A 19,008-nucleotide genomic window follows, 5' to 3' on the forward strand; every position below is an offset into this window, starting at 1 on the left:
TCATCACCGGGGTAGCCGGTCCCCTGTGAGAACGACGGGAGAACAGTGATGAGCGGACTCGATCGGCGGGGATTCCTGAAGCTGGCGGCGGCGGGAGCGCTGGGCGCGGGCCTCTCGGCGTGCGGCGGCGGCTCCGAGAGCGGCGGCGGCACCGCACTGCGGTACGCCTGGTGGGGCAACAACATCCGGCAGCAGAACTACACGAAGGCGCTCAAGGAGTTCAGCGCCAAGAACCCGGGCATCCTGATCGAGCCGGAGTTCGCCGAGTACACCGCCTTCCAGGAGCGCATGACCACGCAGATGGCCGCCCGCGACGTGGCCGACATCTTCTGGATCGCCTCGGCACAGGTGCTCACGTACCACAAGAGCAAGCTCTACCGCCGCCTCGACGACATCCCGAGCCTGAGCCTGGCCGACTACTCCAAGCAGGACCTGGAGTCGTTCAAGCTCGGCGGGGAGCTCAACACCATGCCGTTCGGTATCTTCATCCCCGTCATCCGCTACAACGAGACCTTCGCCAAGGAAGACGACGTCGACCTCCCGCCCGCCGACGCCGACTGGGACGCCTGGGCGGCCTTCCTCATCGACTACGCCAAGAACAACCCGAACAAGCGCAAGGGCATGCCGTACGAGCCCGACGCGGACATGCAGTTCGAGGCCTGGTTGCGCCAGCGCGGCGAGCAGTTGTGGACCGAGGACGGCAAGGCCGGCTTCACCCTCGACAGCACGCGCGCCTGGTTCGACTGGTGGGACAAGCTCCTCAAGGCGGGGGCCGTGCTGACGCTCAGCGAGCAGGAAGGCATGGGCCCGGACTGGGCGCTGGTCGGCAAGAAGACGCTGGCCAAGGTGGGCAACTCCAACCACATCATCGACGACGCGAAGATGTTCCCCGACTACCGCTTCAAGCTGCGGGCCATGCCCGTCGCACCCGGGGCCCAGGCCGGGCACCAGTACCTCTACTACCCCCGGATGGCGATATATCAGGGCATCGACGACGACAAGCTGGCGGCGGCCGGCAAGGTTGTCAACTACAACACCAACAACGTGGCGATGATCAAGACCGTCGGGTTGACCATGGGCGCGCCGGTCAACCCCAAGGTGTTCCAGCAGTCGTACGAATTCGCCGGCCAGGACGAGAAGGAGATGCTCACCGTCGTGCAGGCCGCCCGCGAGGCCGAGCGCAAGCCCCGCTTCGAGGCACCGCCGGGCACCAGCACCTGGCGCACGGCCATGGCCAGGGTGGCCGAGGAGATCGCGCTCGGCCGGGTGAGCACGGCCGACGGCTCGAAACGCTTCCTGGACGAGGTCCAGGCCGGCATCGCGCGGACCCGCTAGGAGCTCGCGTGTCGAAACTCCATCGTCAGGGCGGGGCCGCGCACGTCTTCCTCATCCCCTGGTGGCTCGGGCTCGTGCTGGTCACGGCCGTGCCGCTGCTCGCATCCCTCTACCTGGCCTTCACCGACTACAACATCCTCAGCACGCCGGAGTTCAACGGCCTGGAGAACTTCCACCGCATGTTCCAGGACGGCTACTTCTGGGCCGCCGTCAAGGTCACCCTGATCTACGTCCTGATCTCCATCCCGCTGCAACTCGGCTTCGCGCTGCTGCTCGCCCTGATCCTCGACCGGGGTCTGCGCGGCCTGGCCTTCTACCGCAGCGCCTTCTACCTGCCCTCGCTGCTCGGCACGAGCGTGGCGGTGGCGATCCTGTGGCGGCAGATCTTCGGCGACGACGGCCTGATCGACCGGGCGCTGTCGCTCTTCGGCCTGGAGCTGGGCAGCTGGCTGCAGAACCCGAGCCTGTCCCTCTCGACGCTGATCGTCCTGAACGTGTGGACGTTCGGCTCCCCGATGGTCATCTTCCTCGCCGGGCTCCGCCAGATCCCCGAGGAGCTGTACGAGGCCGCCAAGGTGGACGGCGCCGGAATCGTCCGCCAGTTCACCCGCGTCACGATCCCGCTGCTCACCCCGATCATCTTCTTCAACCTGATCCTGCAGACGATCGGCGCGTTCCAGACCTTCACCCAGGCCCACGTCGTCAGCGGCGGCACCGGCGGCCCGGCCAACTCCACGCTGTTCTACACGCTCTACATCTACCAGCAGGGATTCACGAACTTCGACATGGGCTACGCCTCCGCGCTGGCCTGGGTGCTGATGATCGCGATCGGCCTGGTGACGGCCGTGCACTTCGTCCTGTCGAAATACTGGGTCTTCTACGGAGACGACTGATGACGACCGCGACCCTCGACTCCACGCGTACCCATTCCAGGGCGGCCGTGCGCCGGCGCGGTCGGCGTGACCTGCTCAAGCACCTCGGCCTCGGCGCGTTCGTGCTGCTGATGCTCTATCCGCTGGTCTGGATGATCGTCAGCTCCCTCAAGCCCGACCACCTGATCCTTACCGAGACGGGGCTCATCCCCAGCGAGATCACCTTCGACAACTTCGTCGAGGGCTGGAACGCGCTCAACCGCCCGTTCACCGTGTTCTTCCTCAACTCGCTGGTCGTGACGGCCGGCTCCATCGTCGGGAACCTCTTCTCCTGCTCCCTGACCGCGTTCGCGCTGGCCAGGCTGGAGTTCAGGATGCGCAAGGTGTATCTCGCGATCACGCTCGTGTCGGTGATGTTGCCGATGCACGTGCTGGTGATCCCGCAGTACATCTTCTTCTCGCAGCTCGACCTGGTGAACACGTACTATCCGCTGCTCATCCCGAAGTTCCTGGCCACCGACGTGTTCTTCATCTATCTGATGGTGCAGTTCATCAGGACCATCCCGCGCGATCTCGACCGCGCGGCCTGGATCGACGGCTCGGGCCCGTTCCGCACCTTCTGGTACGTGATCCTGCCGCTCATGCGGCCCGCGCTCGTGACCACCACGATCTTCACCTTCATCTGGACCTGGAACGACTTCTTCGTGCCCCTCATCTACCTCACGTCGCCGAAGATGTTCACGGTGCCGGTGGCGCTCAACTCCATGGTCGACTCCGAGACGCAGAGCGGGGTGGGCATGTTGTTCGCGATGTCGCTCGTGTCGCTGCTGCCGGTGCTCATCTTCTTCGCCATCGCCCAGAAGCAGCTCATCCGCGGCATCGCCACCACGGGGCTCAAATGAGGATCATCATCACCGGCGCCTACGACGAGCTCGCCCGCCAACGGATCCGCGCGGCGGCCCCGGCGACGCGCGTCGAGTTCTCGGCGGACCTCGACGGGATCGAGCTCGCGGACGCGGTCGTCGGCCACGTGCCCGACCCGCTGCTGGCCAGGGCGGCCAGGTTGCGGTGGGTGCACAGCCCGGTCGCGGGCGTGGACGCCGTCCTGTCGGAAGGGCTGCTGAACAGCGACGTCACGCTCACGTCCTCGACGGGCAACGGCGCGATCCCGCTGGCCGAGCACGCGATGTTGCTCACGCTCATGCTCAACAGGGACGCGCCGCGCTGGCTGCGCGCCCAGTCGGAGCACCGCTGGGACCGCCACGTGCACGGCGAGCTGGCGGAAAAGACCATCGGCCTGTACGGCCTGGGTCACGCCGGGCTCGACCTGGCGGCCAAGGCCAGGGCGTTCCACATGCGGGTGCTCGGCCTGCGCAGGACCGGGCGGCCCGCGGCGGGCGTGGACGAGCTGTTCGACCAGGACGACTTCCCGCGTTTCCTGGCCGAGTCCGACTTCGTCGTTGTCACCGCACCGCTCACCAATGCCACTGCCGGGCGGTTCGACCGGAAGGCGTTCGCGGCGATGAAGCGTACGGCGTGCTTCGTCTGCGTCTCGCGCGGCGGGATCGCCGACGACGCCGCCCTGCTCGACGCGCTGCGGCGGGGCGAGATCGCGGGAGCCGGGCTGGACGCGCACGGGGTGGAGCCGCTGCCCGCGGACAGTCCGTTCTGGGAGCTGCCGAACGTCATCGTCACCCCTCACAACGGCGCCACCACGAGGGAGACGGCCCGCAGGGGATTCGACATCCTGCTGGACAACCTGGGCAGATTCGCTCGCGGCGAGCCGCTGCGCAACGTCGTCGACAAGTCGGCCGGGTACTGAGTACGCCTGTATACTTGTCTAGCATTTCGGCGCTGTCGGGAGGAGATTTGTGGACGGTCAAACCAGCTTCACTCTCGGACCGTCGTCTCTGACGGAAGCGCTCTACGAGTCGGTCCGCAAGCGCATCGTCAACGGTGAGATCGCCCCGGGGGAGAAGCTCACCGAGATCCGCATCGCCAACGAATACAGTGTCGCGCGTCCCACCGCCAAGGCGTGCCTGGAGCGGCTCACCGCGCTCGGATTGTTGCGCCGCACCACCCACAAGACCGCCGTCGTGCCGAAGCTGGACGAGGCGGAGATCCGTGACCTCTACTTCAGCCGCGAGACCGTCGAGCGGGCCGCGGTCGCGGCGCTGGCCCGTACGGCGACCGTGCCCCCGGCCGCGGTGCGCGCCCAGGCGGCGATGAAGGCGGCGGCCGGCGACATGGCGTTCGCCAGCCAGGTGGAGGCCGACATCGCCTTCCACTCCGCGCTGGTCGCCGCCGTCGGGAGCCGCCGGTTGTCGCGGATGCACGAGGTGATCCTCGGGGAGGTGCACCTCACGATGGGCCAGTTCCAGGCCCACCGCACGACACATCCGATGAACGTGGTGCACGAGCACGACGACATCCTCAAGGCGATCGGCGACGGCGATCCCGAGCGGGCGCAGCAGCGCCTCGCCCACCACCTCGACCAGGCCCAGGGCCGCCTGGTCAGCCAACTGCGCCGCGAACAGTCAGAAGGGGCACATACGTGACGAAGTGGACGGTCAACTGCTCGATCCTCTACACGGACCTGCCCCTGCTGGAGCGACCCGCCGCGGCGGCGGCCGACGGGTTCTCGGCGGTCGAGTTCTGGTGGCCGTGGCCGGTGGCGGTGCCTGACGACCGGGACGTGGACGCGTTCGTACGCGCCGTCGAGGACGCCGGGGTGCGGCTGACGGGGCTCAACTTCTTCGCCGGCGACATGCCGGGCGGCGACCGCGGCCTGGTGTCGTGGCCCGCGCGCTCGCGTGAGCTGCTCGACAACATCCCCGTGGTGGCGGCCATCGGGCAGCGGCTCGGCTGCCGGGCCTTCAACGCCCTCTACGGCAACCGGGTGGACGGCGTCGAGGCCAAGGAGCAGGACGACCTGGCCGTCGAGCTGCTGGCGGCCTGCGCCCGAGGCGTCGAGGGGACCGTGTTGCTGGAGCCGGTCAGCGGCGCGCCGCGCTACCCGCTGCTGACGGCCGACGACGCCGTGGCCGTGCTCGACCGGCTGGGCGACGTGCCCAATGTGGGGCTGCTGGCCGACTTCTACCACCTGGCGACCAACGGCGACGACGTGCCCTCCGTCATCGAGCGGCACGCCGGGCGCATCGCCCACGTACAGATCGCCGACGCCCCTGGCAGGGGCGCGCCCGGCGAGGGCACGTTGCCGATCCGGCAGTGGATCGACGACGTGTACGCCGCCGGATATGACGGATATATCGGCCTCGAATACCGCTCCGAGGGCCCCGGCGCCTTCGACTGGCTGCCGCGCGAGCAACGTGGAGGAACAACGTGACCAGCATCGCCTTCATCGGCCTCGGCATCATGGGCAGCCCCATGGCCGTGCACCTGGTCAGGGCCGGGCACCGCGTGACCGGCTACAACCGCTCGCCCGAGAAGGCCAAGCCCCTGGCCGAGGCCGGTGGCCGGGTGGCCGGCTCGATCGACGACGCCGTGACGGGGGCCGAGGTGGTCGCCCTCATGGTCCCGGACTCGCCAGACGTACAGGACGTGCTGACCGGCGACGGCGGGGTGTTCGCGCACGCCGCCCCGGGCACGCTGATCATCGACTTCTCCTCGATCCGCCCCGACGTCACCCGCGAGCTGGCGGCCGAGGCGGCCCGGAGCGGCCTGCGCTACCTCGACGCTCCCGTCTCGGGCGGCGAGGCGGGCGCCAGGAACGCGGCCCTGTCGATCATGGTGGGCGGTGACGGCGACGCCTTCGAGGCCGCCAAGCCGATCTTCGACGCGGTGGGCAGAACCGTCGTGCACGTCGGGCCGAGCGGCGCGGGCCAGACGGTCAAGGCGGCCAACCAGCTCATCGTGGCCGCGAACATCGAGGCGCTGGCCGAGGCCGTGGTGTTCGTGCGGGCGTACGGGGTGGACCTGGAGGCCGCGCTGGAGGTGCTCGGGGGCGGCCTGGCCGGCTCGGCCGTGCTGGCGCAGAAGGGCGCCAACATGGTGAGCCACTCCTTCGAGCCGGGCTTCCGCATCGCCCTGCACCACAAAGACATGGGCATCGTCACGTCTGCCGCCCGCGAGGCCGGCGTCGTCTTGCCCTTGGGCGCGCTGGTCGCCCAGCTCGTGGCGGCGGCGAACGCGGCCGGCGACGGCGCGCTGGACCATTCCGCATTGCTGCGCGGCGTCGAACGCCTCTCGGAAGCCTCGTAACGAGAGCCTCAAACTTGTCACTCTAAGCGACAAGAAGGGGCGGATGTCGATTACTTGGAGTAATCGCCGCTGTTAGTCGTTGGCCATGCTCTCATTGCGAACATGGCATCCACATGCGGCGACCGCCGCCGCCGCAACCTTCCTGGTCCTGGTCCCCGGAGCGGCGACCGCCTCTCCAGCCGAACCTCCGCCCGCCCTGTCCGCCAAAGCCGCCGACGCGCAGCTGTCCGAGCTCACCATCGCCGAACCGCGCCCGATGCGGGGCTACAGCCGCTCCCGCTTCCCGCACTGGGAGGGGCAGGGTCACTCCTGCGACACCCGCGAGCTCGTGCTGGCCCGTGACGGCGAGGACGTCAAGCAGGACGAGAAGTGCCGCGCCATCGCCGGCACCTGGCACAGCCCGTACGACGGCAAGGACTTCGACCGCGCCACCCAGCTCGACATCGACCACATGGTCCCGCTGGCCGAGGCGTGGCGTTCGGGGGCCGACACCTGGACCGACACGCGGCGCAGGCAGTTCGCCAACGACCTGGACGGGCCGCAGCTCATCGCGGTCTCGGCCGAGTCGAACCGGTCCAAGGGCGACCAGGCACCCGGCGAGTGGCGGCCGCCACTGCGGACCTACTGGTGCGATTACGGCAGGGCCTGGATCGACGTCAAGTCCCGCTACCACCTCACGGTCACCCAGCCCGAGCGGGACGCGCTGGCGGAGATGATCGGCACCTGCGGCCAGCAAGAAGACCGGCAGGCCGACAAGCAGGACGACAAGCAGGACGACAAGCAGAACGACGGTGGCTGAGCGTTACGAGAGCCACGTCGTCGCCGGGCCCGGCGGGGTGATGACCGACGAGGTCGGCGTCATCACCGGCGAAGTGACCGTACGAACCGAGGTCGCCGGCGGGCGGGCGACCGTCCGCATCCAGTATCTGGACGCCGACGAGTGGTACGAGATCGAGGGCAGCCCCCTGGGGCTGGCCGCCGATCCCGGCCCGCGGCTCCACCAGGAGATCATCCAGGCCGTCCGGCGGGGCATGCCCGACGGCCTGGCGAACTTCAATCCGACTACCTGAACCCGAGCCCCGGCGACCACCCGTCGCCGGGGCCACTCTTGCTAGCCGTCGAGTTGCTTGGCGAGGCGGCGGCTCAGCTCCTCGGCCGTCATCGCCTCCCCCGGCGGAGTGGGCGCCGGGTGGGCGCGCATCCCGGCGAGCACGAGCCGCACCGCGCGGTCCCGCAACTCGTCGCCCAGGTCGGCGGGCAACGTGGGAAGCCCCCGGACGAGCAGGCCGACGACCCCCATGACATCTCCCGAGCCGACGTCGAGGCGCAGCGCCCCCTCGTCGTGTGCGGCGTGCACGATCTGGTCGAGGGCGGCCAGCAGCCGGGCGCGCCCCTCGTTGATCTCCGGCGTCGCGGACACGCGGTGCACCTGCGCGCCGGCGACCGAGACGAGCAGGTCCAGCCGGAGCCCGGCACAGCCGTGCACGAAGTGGTCGAGCGCGTCCCACGCCCAGGTCTCCTCCGCCCGCGCCTCCTCGGCCAGGGCGATCATACGTTCCAGCGTGTCGGCCAGCACGGCGTGGATCAGGCTGTCACGGTCGGGGAAATGCCGGTAGAGCGTGCCCGCGCCCACCCCGGCCAGGCGCGCGACCTCGTCCAGTGTCGCGGCCGGCCCCTGCTCGGCGAACACCGCCCTGGCCGTGTCAATGATCATCTCCCGGTTGTGTCGTGCGTCCGCCCTGAGTTGACCCGGAGCGCGCATGAGTCAGCCGCCTCTCGCTTGACGTCGGTTCTCTTGGCACACTATCGTCAGAAAGCGGAGAAATTTTCTCCGCTTCACACTGGACACTTCCGGAAGTGAGCTCTCCGTCGCTTCAAATGCCCAGGTCAAGCCCGCTTTCTGTCCCTCGCCGGCACGGGCGGCCGTGGGTGAGATGTTCGATGTCGAAAGTTGTCCTCCAGGACGGCAGGGAACGTGTCCTCGCCTGCCTCATTTGAGCCGGCCTCATGTGAGCCGCCGCCGGTAGACGTGCCTGGCCCGCTCGTACAACTCCAGATGGTCATCGAGCTGCTCGGCGCTCTCGAACGTGCCGAACTCCCGCAGCACCGCCTCCAGCCGGTCCAGCCAGGCCAGGCACCATCGCACGTCCGCCTCCCTGGCCACGTGCCCGCCCGCGACGTCCACGTACACGGGGCTGGTGTGCGCGTAGGCGCCGGCCCGGTGGAAGGTACGCGGGTGCGGCCCGCCGGAGGCGACGGCGACCACGTACGTGGGCTCGCTCGTCACCATCGACGCGGCCAGCCGTCCCGGCGGACCCTGCGCCAGGACGCCTTCTGCGGTGCGGATCTCCAGTGACTCGACCTCCGGCCCGATCGACGAGACCACGATCTCCACCCGCTGCCCCGGCGCCAGCTCCAGTGTGTCGCCGGGCCCGTGGCCGTTCACGGTGAGCTCCAGCCACGGCCCCGTGGTGGCGAACGTGCGGCCGAGCAGGATCGCCTCGGCGAAGGACTCGGCGGTGAGCGGGCCCGCGACGTTGGCGTACACGCGTTCCCAGCCGGGGGGACTGGACGCGGTGCCGCGGCGGCAGAAGGACAGCACCGCGTCTGTGCCCGCGGTGACCGTGAGCCTGTTGCCGGCGCCGATCAGGCGGCGGTAGACGGCGGCGGTGGCGGCGATCGAGGAGTGGTTGAGCACGTCCAGGGTGTCGATCAGACCGAGCGCGGCGTCGGCCACGATCTCCCTCGCCGAGCAGTCGCGCCCATGGTCGAGCACCACGTCGGGCGGGTCGTCGTCGGCGAACGCCACGTGGAACGGATGCCCGTAACCGGTCACCCCGCCCGCCGCCCGCAGCTCCTCGCAGGCGGCGGCGTTGGGCGGCCAGTCGGCCGTGCCCAGGAAGCCGGTGTGGTAGCGCCGCGGCAACTCGCGCAGCCCGAACGCGGTCAGGTGCCCGATGAGGTCGTTGCGGTATTCCACGCCGAGCCTGGCCAGATGCCGGTCGTCCGACCACGGCAGATCCTTGCCCGCCCAGTGCGCCAGCGCCTCCACGTCGTAGACGCGCTCGCTCGCGACGTTGCCCGCCACGAGGTTGAGCACGTGCAGGTCCTCGCCGTGCTGCGCCGCCGCGGCCAGCGCGGGCGCGGCGGGCTCCTCGCCCATCCAGTTGAGGTGGACGTGCAGGTCACCGCCGTACCAGGCGCGGGCGGCCGCGTCGTAGAGCCGCTCGGGCGCCACCTCGACCAGCGTCTCCGCACCGGCCTCCGGGGTCAGCACGACCTCGGAGGAGGTGTACTCCATCCCCCTGCCCACGCTCACCGTGACCGGCTCGGCGGGAACCTCGATCACCAGATCATCACCATGGAAGTACGGCCTGCGATGGGCGTCCACCTTCCGCGGGGCGCCTTCGGGGTACCAGCCCTGCCCGTTCGCGCCGATCACGCTCCACCGGCACGGGAACCCGGCCCGCACCCTGACCGCGGCGGCCGCGGCCCGCCTGCACAAGGGGGACAGATCGACCGCCAGGCCGCCGACGCTGACGTCCCGCGCCACCTCCACCACCTTGGCGCCGCGGGCCGGCACCTCGTACGCGGTCCCGTCCACCACGACCGTGACGGCCTCGTCCCTGCCGGAGTCCAGCAGCAACGCCGTGCGGAAGGGACTGTCGTCCAGCACGACCCGCGTGTCGGCCTCCAGCGCGAACCCCTCGGGCGTGAGGCGCAACGCGGCCAGGTTGTCCAGCACGTCGCCGCCCAGCGCATCGCGCACGACCCGGTCGGGGTCCACCTCGCCGAGACGGTCCCCGAGCTCCCGCACGGGCACGCCGGGGTGACGCTCGGCGAGCTGCCGCAGCGCCGCCTTCCAGTAGTCGTAGCGGCCGTCGAGGAAGACGGTGGCCCAGGCCTGGACGACGTACGCCAGGGGCGGCTCGCCCCAGCGGACGTCATGCGCGTCACGCAGCGAACGGTAGCCGGCCAGCGCACGCGCCACCGTGTCGGGAAGCAGCGGATCGTCACACATCGGACACTCCCTGAATCGGACGCGTCGTCATCGTGACACGAATCCAGGGCTCATGCGGGGGTACGGGCACGCCATGACGCACATCATCGACCGCGAAGCCGTACAGGACCTGATGGCCATCCGCCAGGCCCAGCTGGTGGAGGTGCTTCCGGAGGCGGAGTACACGTGGGCGCACCTGCCCCGGGCCACTAACCTGCCCCTCGGCGCCATCGACCCGTCGTCGACCGCCACGCTCGACCGGAACCGCCCGGTCATCGTCTACTGCCACGACTGGCTGTGCGACCTGAGCCCGCGGGCCGCCCACCGCCTGGCACGCCTGGGGTTCGGTGAGGTGCACGACTATGCGATGGGCAAGATGGACTGGCTCTCGGCCGACCTGCCCTACGAGGGGGAGGCCGCGCTGGTGTCGCGGAACGTACGCCGGGACCCGGTGACCGCCGTCCTGGACGACCCGCTGGACGAGCTCACCGAACGGATCATCGGCGATCCCGCCGGGCTCGCGGTGGTGGTCGACGAGGACGACGTGGTGCAGGGCGTGATCGGGTCGGGCGAGCTGAAGGGAGCCGACCTGAGCGGCACCGCCGAGCGGGCCATGCGCGTCGGCGTGCCGACGGTACGCCCGAGCGAGCAGCTCGAACCGCTGATCCAGCGCATGGACCGGGCCAAGGTGGGTCATGTCGTGGTCACCCAGGTGGACGGCACGCTGGTGGGCCTGTTCGGACTCGGCGACGTGCGCTCCCCGGAATCGGAGTCCGACCAAGGCTAGCCCCGCCTGGCCCGGGCCAGGCGGGGCCAGACCTCAGGCTTGGGCCCGCCGATCGAGGCGGAACGTGGGATGGCCCGGAGTGCCCGGCTGGGCGTCCAGCGACTTGTCGTCGAGGATCGGCACGGCATCCTCCGCGACGAACACCCTCACGTCCTCCTTCTCGACGACCTGGTCGCCCGCGTGCGGCGTGCTGGCCAGGGAAACTTCGAGCGTACCGGCCTCATCGGCCTTCGGGGCGATCCGCAGGCCCGCGTCGGCGGGCACGTCCTCTCCGACCATCAGGTCGCGGATCGCGACGACGGCGTTGTCAGTCAATGTCAGCACAACGAGCTCCTTTGTCATCGGGAACCTCCGCCTCCCCCACGACCCCCGCCCCAAACACCGGAATGCCGGGATCGCTGCCGGGTAGCGGAGCACCATGGGTAAGACCGACAAAGCCGTCATGGACGTCCTGCTCGACCGCTACGGCCGTACGTTCGCGGGCGAGGCGGGCATCAGGCTCTCCGACCAGCCGAAGCCGCTGTACCAGCTGCTCGTCCTGGCCACCCTGCTCAGCGCGCGCATCTCGGCGGAGGTCGCGGTCGCGGCCGCACGGGAGCTCTTCGCCGCCGGGTACGGCACGCCGAAGGGCATGCGGGAGGCGAGCTGGCAGGACCGGGTGGACGCGCTGGGCCGCGGCCACTACCGGCGCTACGACGAGCGCACCTCGACGATGCTCGGCAAGGGCGCCGAACTGCTCACCGACCGCTGGAAGGGCGACCTGCGCCGCCTGCGCGACGAGGCGCACGGAGATGCCCGCCGGATCGCGTCGCTGCTGATGGAGTTCCCCGGCATCGGCCCGACGGGCGCGGACATCTTCCTGCGCGAGGTCCAGGCCGTGTGGCCCCAGGTCGCGCCCCACCTGGACCAGCGGGTGCTGGAGGGCGCCGGCAAGGTGGGCCTGCCACGCCAGGAACGCCCGCTGGCCAAGCTGGCCCACTCGAACGACGAACTGGCCCGCCTCTCGGCGGCTCTCGTACGGGTGTCACGCAGCAAGAAGACGGCCGACGAGGTGAAGGCGGCCGCCACCCGATAACGCCGAACCGCCACCCGACATGCACGCGCCACGACTCGGGCAACGAGATCATGAATGCCTGCTCTGTTAGGTTCGAGCCATGGGTGAGTTTGTGAGCGTCGAGGTGGCCGACCAGATCGCCACGATCCGTCTTGACCGGCCGAAGATGAACGCCCTCAACGGCCAGGTCCAGCGGGAGATCGCCGAGGCGGCCCGCGACGTGGACGCCGACCCGCAGGTGCAGGCCGTCATCGTGTACGGCGGCGAGCGGGTCTTCGCCGCGGGAGCCGACGTCAAAGAGATGGCCGACATGTCCTACTCCGACATGTCCACCCATTCCCGCACACTCCAGGCCTGCTTCACCGCGGTCGCCCAGATCGGCAAGCCGGTCATCGCGGCCATCGCCGGATACGCCCTGGGCGGCGGGTGCGAGCTGGCCCTCTGCGCCGACTTCAGGGTCGCGGGGGAGTCGGCCAAGCTGGGCCAGCCGGAGATCCTGCTCGGCATCATCCCCGGCGCGGGCGGCACCCAGCGTCTGCCCCGCCTGATCGGCCCGGCCCGGGCGAAAGACCTGATCTTCACCGGCCGTCACGTCCCCGCCCCGGAGGCCCTGGCGATCGGCCTGGTGGATCGGGTGGTCCCTGACGAGCAGGTCTACACGGCCGCCCTCGAATGGGCCGCCACCTTCGTCGGCGGCCCCACGGTCGCGCTCCGCGCCGCCAAACAGGCCGTGGACCAGGGTCTGGAGGTGGACCTGGACACGGGCTTGGAGATCGAACGCCTCCAGTTCTCCGGCCTCTTCGCCACGGACGACGCCAAGAACGGCATGCGAGCGTTCGCGGAGAAGTCGAAGCCCAAGTTCACCGGCCAATGACCTGCGGCCGGGGCAAGGCCCGAGGCCGTCAGGCGAAGAGTTCGTCGATGGTCAGCGCGGTGGCCGCCCGATGAGCCCATTCGTCCAGCTGCTCCTGGTCCGCGCATGACGTGATGGCCGTGAGCGCGTCGTCCGTGATGGCCACGCCCCGCGCCCTCAGCACGGCCAGCACGGCCCGCGCCTTGCCCTCCGACAGTCCGGCGGCACGCCCCTTGGTGAAGTGCTCGCGGGCGAACGGGCTGTGGACCGGCCACGCGTCGGACGACATGATCTCCTCCATGACCTGCCGGACCTCGATCGACGACAGGAGATAGGCGTATTCGTAGTACTGCGCGCCGTGGTCCTCGTCGACCTTGGACAGCGCCGACAGGAACGTCTCGATGACCGTTCGATCGGTTCCATGGGCCATGACGGATATGACGGCCAACTCCAGGCAGTCAGCGGCCTGAGACGGGTCGGAGATGGCCTCCACCTGGTCGAGACCGATGACCAGGGGATGCAGCACGTACCCTGGCAGGCTCGTGACGATCGGCTGCGCGGCCCAGGAGGCGATCTGGGGGTCGGGGGCGAGGACGAGCAGCAGCACGGGACGGTTCAGCCGGAGCCAGAGCGCGGCGGCGCGCCGCGCCCAGCCCTGCCGGTCCTCCTCGCACAGGGACTGCTGGATCTCGACGATGACCCCGTGAACCCGCTCGCGCCGCCGCCCGACGGCGAAGAACGGGTCGATCTCGCGGTCGAACGAGGGAATGTCGATCAGATCGCTCGGAGCGACCTCGACGAGCGTGTCCGTGGGCAGGTCGATATCGAAGACGTCGCGCAGGAGTTCGACGGCGAGTGTCGGCCGGTTCCGAAACAGGGCGTTCAACGCGTCATGCACGGAGGAGGGCATGTTGCGGAACGTTATCAGCCATGTACTCCGCGTGTCGGCCCTTTTGGCGGATCGATAACTCTCGATCGCCGCCCCCAGCCGCCACGTCCCCGCGACTCATCCCGACCCTTCGGACGCATCCCCCCAAACCGGACCCACAAAGGGGACCCATTCAAGAAGGCCGTCCAATTGGATGCGGGATTGCCACTATGGTGGCGTTTCATGATGCGCGTCCTGGTCCCTGCCCGGCTCCGGAAGGCCGTGCGTACGTGGTTCGACTCCCGGTACATCTCCATCGCTGACCATCGCCAGGACATCAGGGACGCGCTCTGGGAAGTCCAGACTCTCCGGCGCGAAATGGCGACCCTCCAAGGCGAGGTGGAACGGCTCAGGACCGCCCGGCCACCGGTGGTCGACAAGGCCAAGATCGACGACACCCACAGGCTCGCGCAGGAGACGGCGAAAGCGCTGGACGGCGTGTTGCAGAACGAGGTCCTCGTCTGGCAGGCCATCGACGACCTGCGGGGTGATGGGCCGGGCGCGGTCGTGGGCTCGTCGGACGATGGCGGCTCGGGACGGCGGGAGGGGTCGTAGCCGTGCGTGTGAAGTGGACCGGTACGGAGCTGAGTTTCCGGCTCGACCCGGAAGACGAGATCACCGGCAGGGCCAGCGACGACCACCCGGTCAAGCTGGCCATCAATTCCTGCTCCATCGGCGGTGTCCCGGACGACGCGCACCCGGACCTCTTCGCCGTCGCCGCCTGGACGATCGTGGCGCCGTGGACCAGAAAACGGATCACCTTCGACCGCGCCATCTCGGCCGAGCTGGCCGCGGCCATCCACGACGGTTGGGGCATCGAGGCCGGACCGGTGGGGACTGAGGCACGCCGGGCAGGGAAAAGGCTCGCGATCTCGTACAGCGGCGGCGCGGACTCCGTAGCGGCGGCCACCATCTACCCGGAAGCGCCATTCGTACATTTCCGGCGGGTGGCACATCCGCGCATCCCCAACCGCTGGTCGCACTACCGCTCCGATGTGCTGGCCAAGCTCGCTGCCAAGACCGGACGCGAGTTGACCACGGTCACGTCCGACCTCGAGTTCACCCTGGCCGAGCCGCGCCCCGGCTACCCCGAACACCATGCGGTGGCGGCAGGCGCATTGCTGCTCGCCGATCAGCTGAACCTCGGTGCCCTGGGCTTCGGCTATGAACTCGGTTCACGATGGCTGGGCGGGGGTCGCTACTTGTGGCGCTACACCCCCGACAACCGCCTGTGGGCGCCACACGGAGCGTGGGGCACGTTGTTCGCCGCGGCGGGCGTGCACATCGTGCTCCCCGTGGGCGGCGTGAGCGAGGCGGTCACCATGCGCCTGGCCCTGAACTCCGGCCTCAAGGACCAGGTGCGCTGGTGCCTGCGCGGCACCGACGGCCCGTGCCGCACCTGCGGCAAGTGTCTCTACAAGGAGCTCATCCAGGCCGCCGTCGAACGCCGCCCGCTCGACACCCCCATCACCGCCGACCGCCCGGCCGCCCGCAAGTGGCAGAAAAAGCCGCCCTACGGCGGCCAGGAGATGATCGAGTACGGGCTGGCGCGCGTCCCCGGCATCGAGCACACGCTCTTCGCCAAGGCACTCGACTACCTCGACGCCACGGAGCAGTCCACGAGCTGGCTCGACCACTGCTACCCGAAGGCCATCGACGAGATCCCTGTCCGGTGGCGCGACGAGGCGACCGAGTTCATCACGGCGAACGTCGGGTTCATGACCGAGGACGAGGTACGCCGGGTGGAGACATGGGGCTCCTGACCGCATCGGACCCGGCCTCTTCCCGACGGCCTCCAGTTCGGGTTAGTTGAGGAGTAAGCCGCGTGAAGGTTTATCTGTCGGTGGACATGGAGGGCGTGACGGGGTTGACCGACCCCGAGGAAATGCACGCCGGTAAGCGCGGCTACGAGCGTGGCTGCGAGTTGATGACCGCCGATGCCAACGCCGCTGTCGAGGGTGCCTTCGTGGCCGGGGCGACCAGCGTGCTGGTCAACGACGCCCACGGATCCACGAAGAACCTCCGGATCGACCTGCTGGACCCCCGGGCCACCCTCATCCGGGGCCCTGGCAAGGCGCAGCGGATGGCTCAGGGGCTGGACGGATCGTTCCAGGCCGCCTGTTTCGTCGGGTACCACGCTCGCGCGGGCGTACCGGACGGTGTCCTGAACCACACCTGGATGGGCAAGGAGATCCAGAACGTCTACCTCAACGGCGACCTGTGCGGCGAGACCCGGCTCGTCGCCGCGTGCGCCGGGTTCCACGGGGTGCCGGTCGTGGTGGTGACCGGGGACGAGGCCGTTGGTGAAGAGGCGCGCGAACTGCTCGGTGACGTCGAGACGGTCGCGGTGAAGAAGGGGATCGACAAGTTCTCGGCCGAGTTGTTGCCGCCCAGCGTTGCCCAGGCGAGGATCCGTGAGGCCACCGTGCGAGGGCTCGGCCGGTTGAGCGACTTCACGCCGTACCAGGTGGCGGCGCCGTACACGCTCGGGGTGGAGTGGAACTCCACGGCCATCGCCGCAGCCGTGGCACTGGTTCCCGGGGTGAAGTCGGTCGGGTCGCGTCACACCGAGTTCACCACGGACGACTTCACGCAGATCATGGCGCTGTTCGGGATCTTCGCCACCATCGGCGGCCAGATCGCCTGCGGCAGCGGCCCCTACGGCTGAACTCGCAGGACCGAGGGAGCGGAGGGCGTCCGCCACGGGCTGGGGACCGGTTGTCGGGATCAGGTGTAGGGAGTGGGTAGACGTGGAAGGCGCGGCGCTGACTCGGCGGGGGTTGCTCGTCGGGATCGGGGCGGTGGGTGGCGCGGGTGCCATGTACGCCGCCATGGGCGCCCTGGGCCTGGCGCCGTCCCAGCAGGACAAGGAGTTCGTGGCACCGGCGCCGGGCGACTTCTCCCTGCGCGGCAAAGGGGCGGCCACGGTGGTGATACTCGGTGCCGGGGTCGCCGGGTTGACGGCCGCGTACGAGCTGGGCAAGGCCGGGTACGACTGCACCCTCCTCGAAGCCAGGAACAAGGCAGGCGGGCGGAACCTGACGTTGCGCGGCGGCGACCGGCTGCCGCAGTTGAACGGCCCTTCGCAGGAGGTGAAGTTCGGAGAAGGGGTGTACTTCAACGCGGGCCCCGGCCGGATCGCCCCCTGGATGGTGACCCTCGACTACTGCCGCGAGCTGGGCATCCCCATCGAGACGTTCGTCAACAACAACGCCGCCGCGTACGTGCACACCAGCGGGCAGACGGTGCGGGCGCGGACGGCGCGAGCCGACATATACGGATATGTCGCAGAATTACTCGCCAAAGCGACAAATGTCGGCGCGCTAGACAAGACCATCACCAAGGACGACCAGGAACGCCTGCTCGACTTCCTCAGAAGGTTCGGCGACCTGGGCCCCAAGCTGGACTACGAAGGTTCACCCCGGCGCGGTTTCATGAAATATCCGGCACTCGACACCGGCACCCCCATCGCACCCCCCGGCACCCTCCACCAGATCCTCGCCGCCGGCACCGGCCGCGCCATCACCAACGACTTCGGCTACGACCAGGCCACCCCCATGTTCCAGCCCGTCGGCGGCATGGACGCGATCGTCGCCAAGCTCACCGAGGCCGTGGGCGAGGACCGCATCAGGACGGGCACCAAGGTCACCAAGATCACCACGATGGCGGACGGCGTGGAGGTCGCCTGGGACGGCGGCACCATCAAGGCCGACTACTGCGTCGCCGCCCTCCCGCCCCACCTCCTCGCCAAGATCCCGCACAACCTCGGCGCCCAGGTCACCACCGCGCTCAAGACCCCGATCCCGGTGGCCGCCGGCAAGATCGGCCTGGAGTACGGCAGGCGCTGGTGGGAGCTGGAAGACCGGATCTACGGCGGCGTGACCGAGACGGACCTGGACATCACCCACATCTGGTACCCCTCCTACGGCTACCACTCCGAACGCGGCCTCCTCGTCGGCTACTACAACTCCGAGCGGAACGCCGAACTGTACGGAGCCCTCACCCCGGAGGACAGAAGGAGAAGGGCGCTCACCCAGGGCAAGAAGATCCACGGCGACAAATACCGCCAGCACCTCCTCTCCAGCGTCTCCATCGCCTGGGACCGCCAGGAGCACATCCAGGGAGGCTGGGTACGCTGGCCCGACTTTGATTCGTCCTTCACTTTTCTGCAACGCCCCGCGGGAAGGGTTTACTTCGCGGGCGACTGGCTCACCCATCTGATCGCCTGGCAGGCGGGGGCCATGGAGTCCGCCCGCGGCGCCGTCACCCAGCTGCACCAGCGAGTGTTGCAGTCACCGTGACGCCGCCGCGCTGCTCCCGGGACCGGAATAGGCTCCTGGGAGGAGCGATCGAGGAGATGGGATGACGTTGCACTGGGTGCCCGCGACCGACCGGACCGACCTGCTGGCCGACCCGGTGGCGCTCGCCGTACCGCACATCGAGGTTGTCGAGGTGGCCGAGATCGACCCTGATCTGGCCGACACGGCGGCGTTCTGCGAGCGATACGGCATCGCGCTCGACGAGTCGGCCAACTGCGTGGTCGTGGCGGCCAAGCGGGGCGGCGAGACGCGCTATGCCGCGTGCATGGTGCTCGCGACGATGCGCATCGACGTGAACGGCGTGGTACGCAGGCATCTCGACGCCCGCAAGGCGAGCTTCGCGCCGATGTCCGACGCGGTCGAGCTGACCGGCATGGAATACGGCGGCATCACGCCGCTGGGGCTGCCCGACGACTGGCCGGTCCTGGTGGACACCCACGTCGCGGAGCACCCGAGGGTGGTGATCGGAAGCGGCGTGCGCAGATCGAAGCTCGCCGTATCTGGCGCCACGCTGGCGGGTCTGAAGAGTGCGGAGGTGCTCCCGCTGGCGGGCTGAAAGCCGGTCGGAGGCCGCCGAAGCAAACTGAAGCCGATTCGAGACCGTTGGATGGGAAACCCATGAGGCCTTTCTGGACGTTG

Annotated in this window: 21 protein-coding genes; 17 read left to right on the forward strand and 4 right to left on the reverse strand. The window is 69.3% G+C overall.

The genetic code is table 11. From position 1 onward, the window contains the following. The first annotated feature begins 48 nt into the window (after positions 1 to 48). The 9 genes from ACFLIM_RS15365 to ACFLIM_RS15405 all read left to right on the forward strand — a co-directional run bounded on the left by ACFLIM_RS15365 (position 49) and on the right by ACFLIM_RS15405 (position 7,498). Positions 49 to 1,335: an ABC transporter substrate-binding protein gene (locus ACFLIM_RS15365; RefSeq protein WP_393165732.1), complete on the forward strand. Its 1,287-nt coding sequence runs from the start codon at positions 49 to 51 to the stop codon at positions 1,333 to 1,335. A gap of 8 nt (positions 1,336 to 1,343) precedes the next feature. Further along, positions 1,344 to 2,228 (forward strand): carbohydrate ABC transporter permease, encoded by an 885-nt coding sequence (locus tag ACFLIM_RS15370; RefSeq protein ID WP_393165734.1) that lies wholly within the window; start codon positions 1,344 to 1,346, stop codon positions 2,226 to 2,228. Continuing rightward, positions 2,228 to 3,109: a carbohydrate ABC transporter permease gene (locus ACFLIM_RS15375; protein ID WP_393165736.1), complete on the forward strand. Its 882-nt coding sequence runs from the start codon at positions 2,228 to 2,230 to the stop codon at positions 3,107 to 3,109. Before ACFLIM_RS15370 ends, ACFLIM_RS15375 begins: the two co-directional genes overlap by 1 nt. Next, on the forward strand, positions 3,106 to 4,029 hold the full coding sequence (locus ACFLIM_RS15380; protein ID WP_393165738.1) for a D-2-hydroxyacid dehydrogenase: 924 nt from the start codon (positions 3,106 to 3,108) through the stop codon (positions 4,027 to 4,029). Before ACFLIM_RS15375 ends, ACFLIM_RS15380 begins: the two co-directional genes overlap by 4 nt. A 49-nt stretch (positions 4,030 to 4,078) precedes the next feature. After that, positions 4,079 to 4,765 (forward strand): GntR family transcriptional regulator, encoded by a 687-nt coding sequence (locus ACFLIM_RS15385; protein WP_393165740.1) that lies wholly within the window; start codon positions 4,079 to 4,081, stop codon positions 4,763 to 4,765. Then, positions 4,762 to 5,553 (forward strand): hydroxypyruvate isomerase family protein, encoded by a 792-nt coding sequence (locus tag ACFLIM_RS15390; protein WP_393165742.1) that lies wholly within the window; start codon positions 4,762 to 4,764, stop codon positions 5,551 to 5,553. The genes ACFLIM_RS15385 and ACFLIM_RS15390 overlap by 4 nt, the downstream gene beginning before the upstream one ends. Next, positions 5,550 to 6,428: a 2-hydroxy-3-oxopropionate reductase gene (locus tag ACFLIM_RS15395; RefSeq protein ID WP_393165744.1), complete on the forward strand. Its 879-nt coding sequence runs from the start codon at positions 5,550 to 5,552 to the stop codon at positions 6,426 to 6,428. The genes ACFLIM_RS15390 and ACFLIM_RS15395 overlap by 4 nt, the downstream gene beginning before the upstream one ends. Positions 6,429 to 6,513: 85 nt before the next feature. Beyond that, the gene (locus ACFLIM_RS15400) at positions 6,514 to 7,227 is read left to right on the forward strand and encodes an HNH endonuclease family protein (protein ID WP_393165746.1); all 714 of its coding nucleotides are present in this window, start codon (positions 6,514 to 6,516) and stop codon (positions 7,225 to 7,227) included. Next, complete coding sequence (locus ACFLIM_RS15405; RefSeq protein ID WP_393165748.1) at positions 7,220 to 7,498, forward strand: hypothetical protein; 279 nt, start codon at positions 7,220 to 7,222, stop codon at positions 7,496 to 7,498. The genes ACFLIM_RS15400 and ACFLIM_RS15405 overlap by 8 nt, the downstream gene beginning before the upstream one ends. 41 nt (positions 7,499 to 7,539) lie before the next feature. On the opposite strand, the gene ACFLIM_RS15410 is transcribed toward ACFLIM_RS15405, so the two are convergent. Continuing rightward, positions 7,540 to 8,142, reverse strand: a complete 603-nt coding sequence (locus ACFLIM_RS15410) for a TetR/AcrR family transcriptional regulator (RefSeq protein ID WP_393165750.1) — start codon at positions 8,140 to 8,142, stop codon at positions 7,540 to 7,542. Between the two features lie 291 nt (positions 8,143 to 8,433). Next, positions 8,434 to 10,449 carry a CehA/McbA family metallohydrolase gene (locus tag ACFLIM_RS15415; protein ID WP_393165752.1) on the reverse strand — a complete coding sequence of 672 codons (2,016 nt, stop codon included), beginning with the start codon at positions 10,447 to 10,449 and terminating at the stop codon, positions 8,434 to 8,436. A gap of 73 nt (positions 10,450 to 10,522) precedes the next feature. Here ACFLIM_RS15415 and ACFLIM_RS15420 point away from each other — a divergent pair, with 73 nt between their 5' ends. Continuing rightward, positions 10,523 to 11,215: a rhodanese-like domain-containing protein gene (locus tag ACFLIM_RS15420; protein ID WP_393165754.1), complete on the forward strand. Its 693-nt coding sequence runs from the start codon at positions 10,523 to 10,525 to the stop codon at positions 11,213 to 11,215. A gap of 33 nt (positions 11,216 to 11,248) precedes the next feature. Here the strand turns inward: ACFLIM_RS15420 and ACFLIM_RS15425 are convergent, their stop codons facing one another. Further along, a complete protein-coding gene (locus ACFLIM_RS15425; protein ID WP_393165756.1) occupies positions 11,249 to 11,539 on the reverse strand; it encodes a Fe-S cluster assembly protein HesB in 291 nt (96 codons plus the stop codon). A 94-nt stretch (positions 11,540 to 11,633) separates the two neighbouring features. On the opposite strand from ACFLIM_RS15425, the gene ACFLIM_RS15430 reads away from it, so the two are divergent. Together ACFLIM_RS15430 and ACFLIM_RS15435 are read left to right on the forward strand one after the other, a co-directional pair. Beyond that, positions 11,634 to 12,290, forward strand: coding sequence for an endonuclease (locus ACFLIM_RS15430; RefSeq protein WP_393165758.1), 657 nt, complete (start codon positions 11,634 to 11,636; stop codon positions 12,288 to 12,290). Between the two features lie 79 nt (positions 12,291 to 12,369). Continuing rightward, positions 12,370 to 13,143 (forward strand): enoyl-CoA hydratase/isomerase family protein, encoded by a 774-nt coding sequence (locus ACFLIM_RS15435; protein WP_393165759.1) that lies wholly within the window; start codon positions 12,370 to 12,372, stop codon positions 13,141 to 13,143. 28 nt (positions 13,144 to 13,171) lie between these two features. Here the strand turns inward: ACFLIM_RS15435 and ACFLIM_RS15440 are convergent, their stop codons facing one another. Continuing rightward, a complete protein-coding gene (locus tag ACFLIM_RS15440) occupies positions 13,172 to 14,032 on the reverse strand; it encodes a hypothetical protein (RefSeq protein ID WP_393165761.1) in 861 nt (286 codons plus the stop codon). Between the two features lie 201 nt (positions 14,033 to 14,233). On the opposite strand from ACFLIM_RS15440, the gene ACFLIM_RS15445 reads away from it, so the two are divergent. The 5 genes from ACFLIM_RS15445 to ACFLIM_RS15465 all read left to right on the forward strand — a co-directional run bounded on the left by ACFLIM_RS15445 (position 14,234) and on the right by ACFLIM_RS15465 (position 18,925). Next, positions 14,234 to 14,605: a hypothetical protein gene (locus ACFLIM_RS15445; RefSeq protein ID WP_393165763.1), complete on the forward strand. Its 372-nt coding sequence runs from the start codon at positions 14,234 to 14,236 to the stop codon at positions 14,603 to 14,605. A gap of 2 nt (positions 14,606 to 14,607) precedes the next feature. Then, the gene (locus tag ACFLIM_RS15450; protein ID WP_393165765.1) at positions 14,608 to 15,813 is read left to right on the forward strand and encodes a DUF6395 domain-containing protein; all 1,206 of its coding nucleotides are present in this window, start codon (positions 14,608 to 14,610) and stop codon (positions 15,811 to 15,813) included. Positions 15,814 to 15,875: 62 nt separating this feature from the next. Further along, positions 15,876 to 16,718, forward strand: coding sequence for a M55 family metallopeptidase (locus ACFLIM_RS15455; protein ID WP_393165767.1), 843 nt, complete (start codon positions 15,876 to 15,878; stop codon positions 16,716 to 16,718). Positions 16,719 to 16,800: 82 nt separating this feature from the next. Further along, entirely contained in the window at positions 16,801 to 18,351 is a 1,551-nt protein-coding gene (locus ACFLIM_RS15460) for a flavin monoamine oxidase family protein (protein ID WP_393165770.1), read from the forward strand. A 61-nt stretch (positions 18,352 to 18,412) separates the two neighbouring features. Then, the gene (locus ACFLIM_RS15465) at positions 18,413 to 18,925 is read left to right on the forward strand and encodes a YbaK/EbsC family protein (RefSeq protein ID WP_393165773.1); all 513 of its coding nucleotides are present in this window, start codon (positions 18,413 to 18,415) and stop codon (positions 18,923 to 18,925) included. Positions 18,926 to 19,008 lie beyond the last annotated feature (83 nt).

The organism is Nonomuraea marmarensis, from assembly GCF_043197025.1.
Lineage (GTDB): Bacteria > Actinomycetota > Actinomycetes > Streptosporangiales > Streptosporangiaceae > Nonomuraea > Nonomuraea marmarensis.

Bases quoted from the DNA above. Each gene is read 5' to 3' on its own strand.
- ACFLIM_RS15365 (WP_393165732.1), top strand. From the start codon at position 49: ATGAGCGGACTCGATCGGCGGGGATTCCTGAAGCTGGCGGCGGCGGGA.
- ACFLIM_RS15375 (WP_393165736.1), top strand. From the start codon at position 2,228: ATGACGACCGCGACCCTCGACTCCACGCGTACCCATTCCAGGGCGGCC.
- ACFLIM_RS15380 (WP_393165738.1), top strand. From the start codon at position 3,106: ATGAGGATCATCATCACCGGCGCCTACGACGAGCTCGCCCGCCAACGG.
- ACFLIM_RS15400 (WP_393165746.1), top strand. From the start codon at position 6,514: ATGCTCTCATTGCGAACATGGCATCCACATGCGGCGACCGCCGCCGCC.
- ACFLIM_RS15410 (WP_393165750.1), bottom strand. From the start codon at position 8,142: ATGATCATTGACACGGCCAGGGCGGTGTTCGCCGAGCAGGGGCCGGCC.
- ACFLIM_RS15415 (WP_393165752.1), bottom strand. From the start codon at position 10,449: ATGTGTGACGATCCGCTGCTTCCCGACACGGTGGCGCGTGCGCTGGCC.
- ACFLIM_RS15420 (WP_393165754.1), top strand. From the start codon at position 10,523: ATGACGCACATCATCGACCGCGAAGCCGTACAGGACCTGATGGCCATC.
- ACFLIM_RS15430 (WP_393165758.1), top strand. From the start codon at position 11,634: ATGGGTAAGACCGACAAAGCCGTCATGGACGTCCTGCTCGACCGCTAC.
- ACFLIM_RS15435 (WP_393165759.1), top strand. From the start codon at position 12,370: ATGGGTGAGTTTGTGAGCGTCGAGGTGGCCGACCAGATCGCCACGATC.
- ACFLIM_RS15440 (WP_393165761.1), bottom strand. From the start codon at position 14,032: ATGCCCTCCTCCGTGCATGACGCGTTGAACGCCCTGTTTCGGAACCGG.
- ACFLIM_RS15445 (WP_393165763.1), top strand. From the start codon at position 14,234: ATGATGCGCGTCCTGGTCCCTGCCCGGCTCCGGAAGGCCGTGCGTACG.
- ACFLIM_RS15465 (WP_393165773.1), top strand. From the start codon at position 18,413: ATGACGTTGCACTGGGTGCCCGCGACCGACCGGACCGACCTGCTGGCC.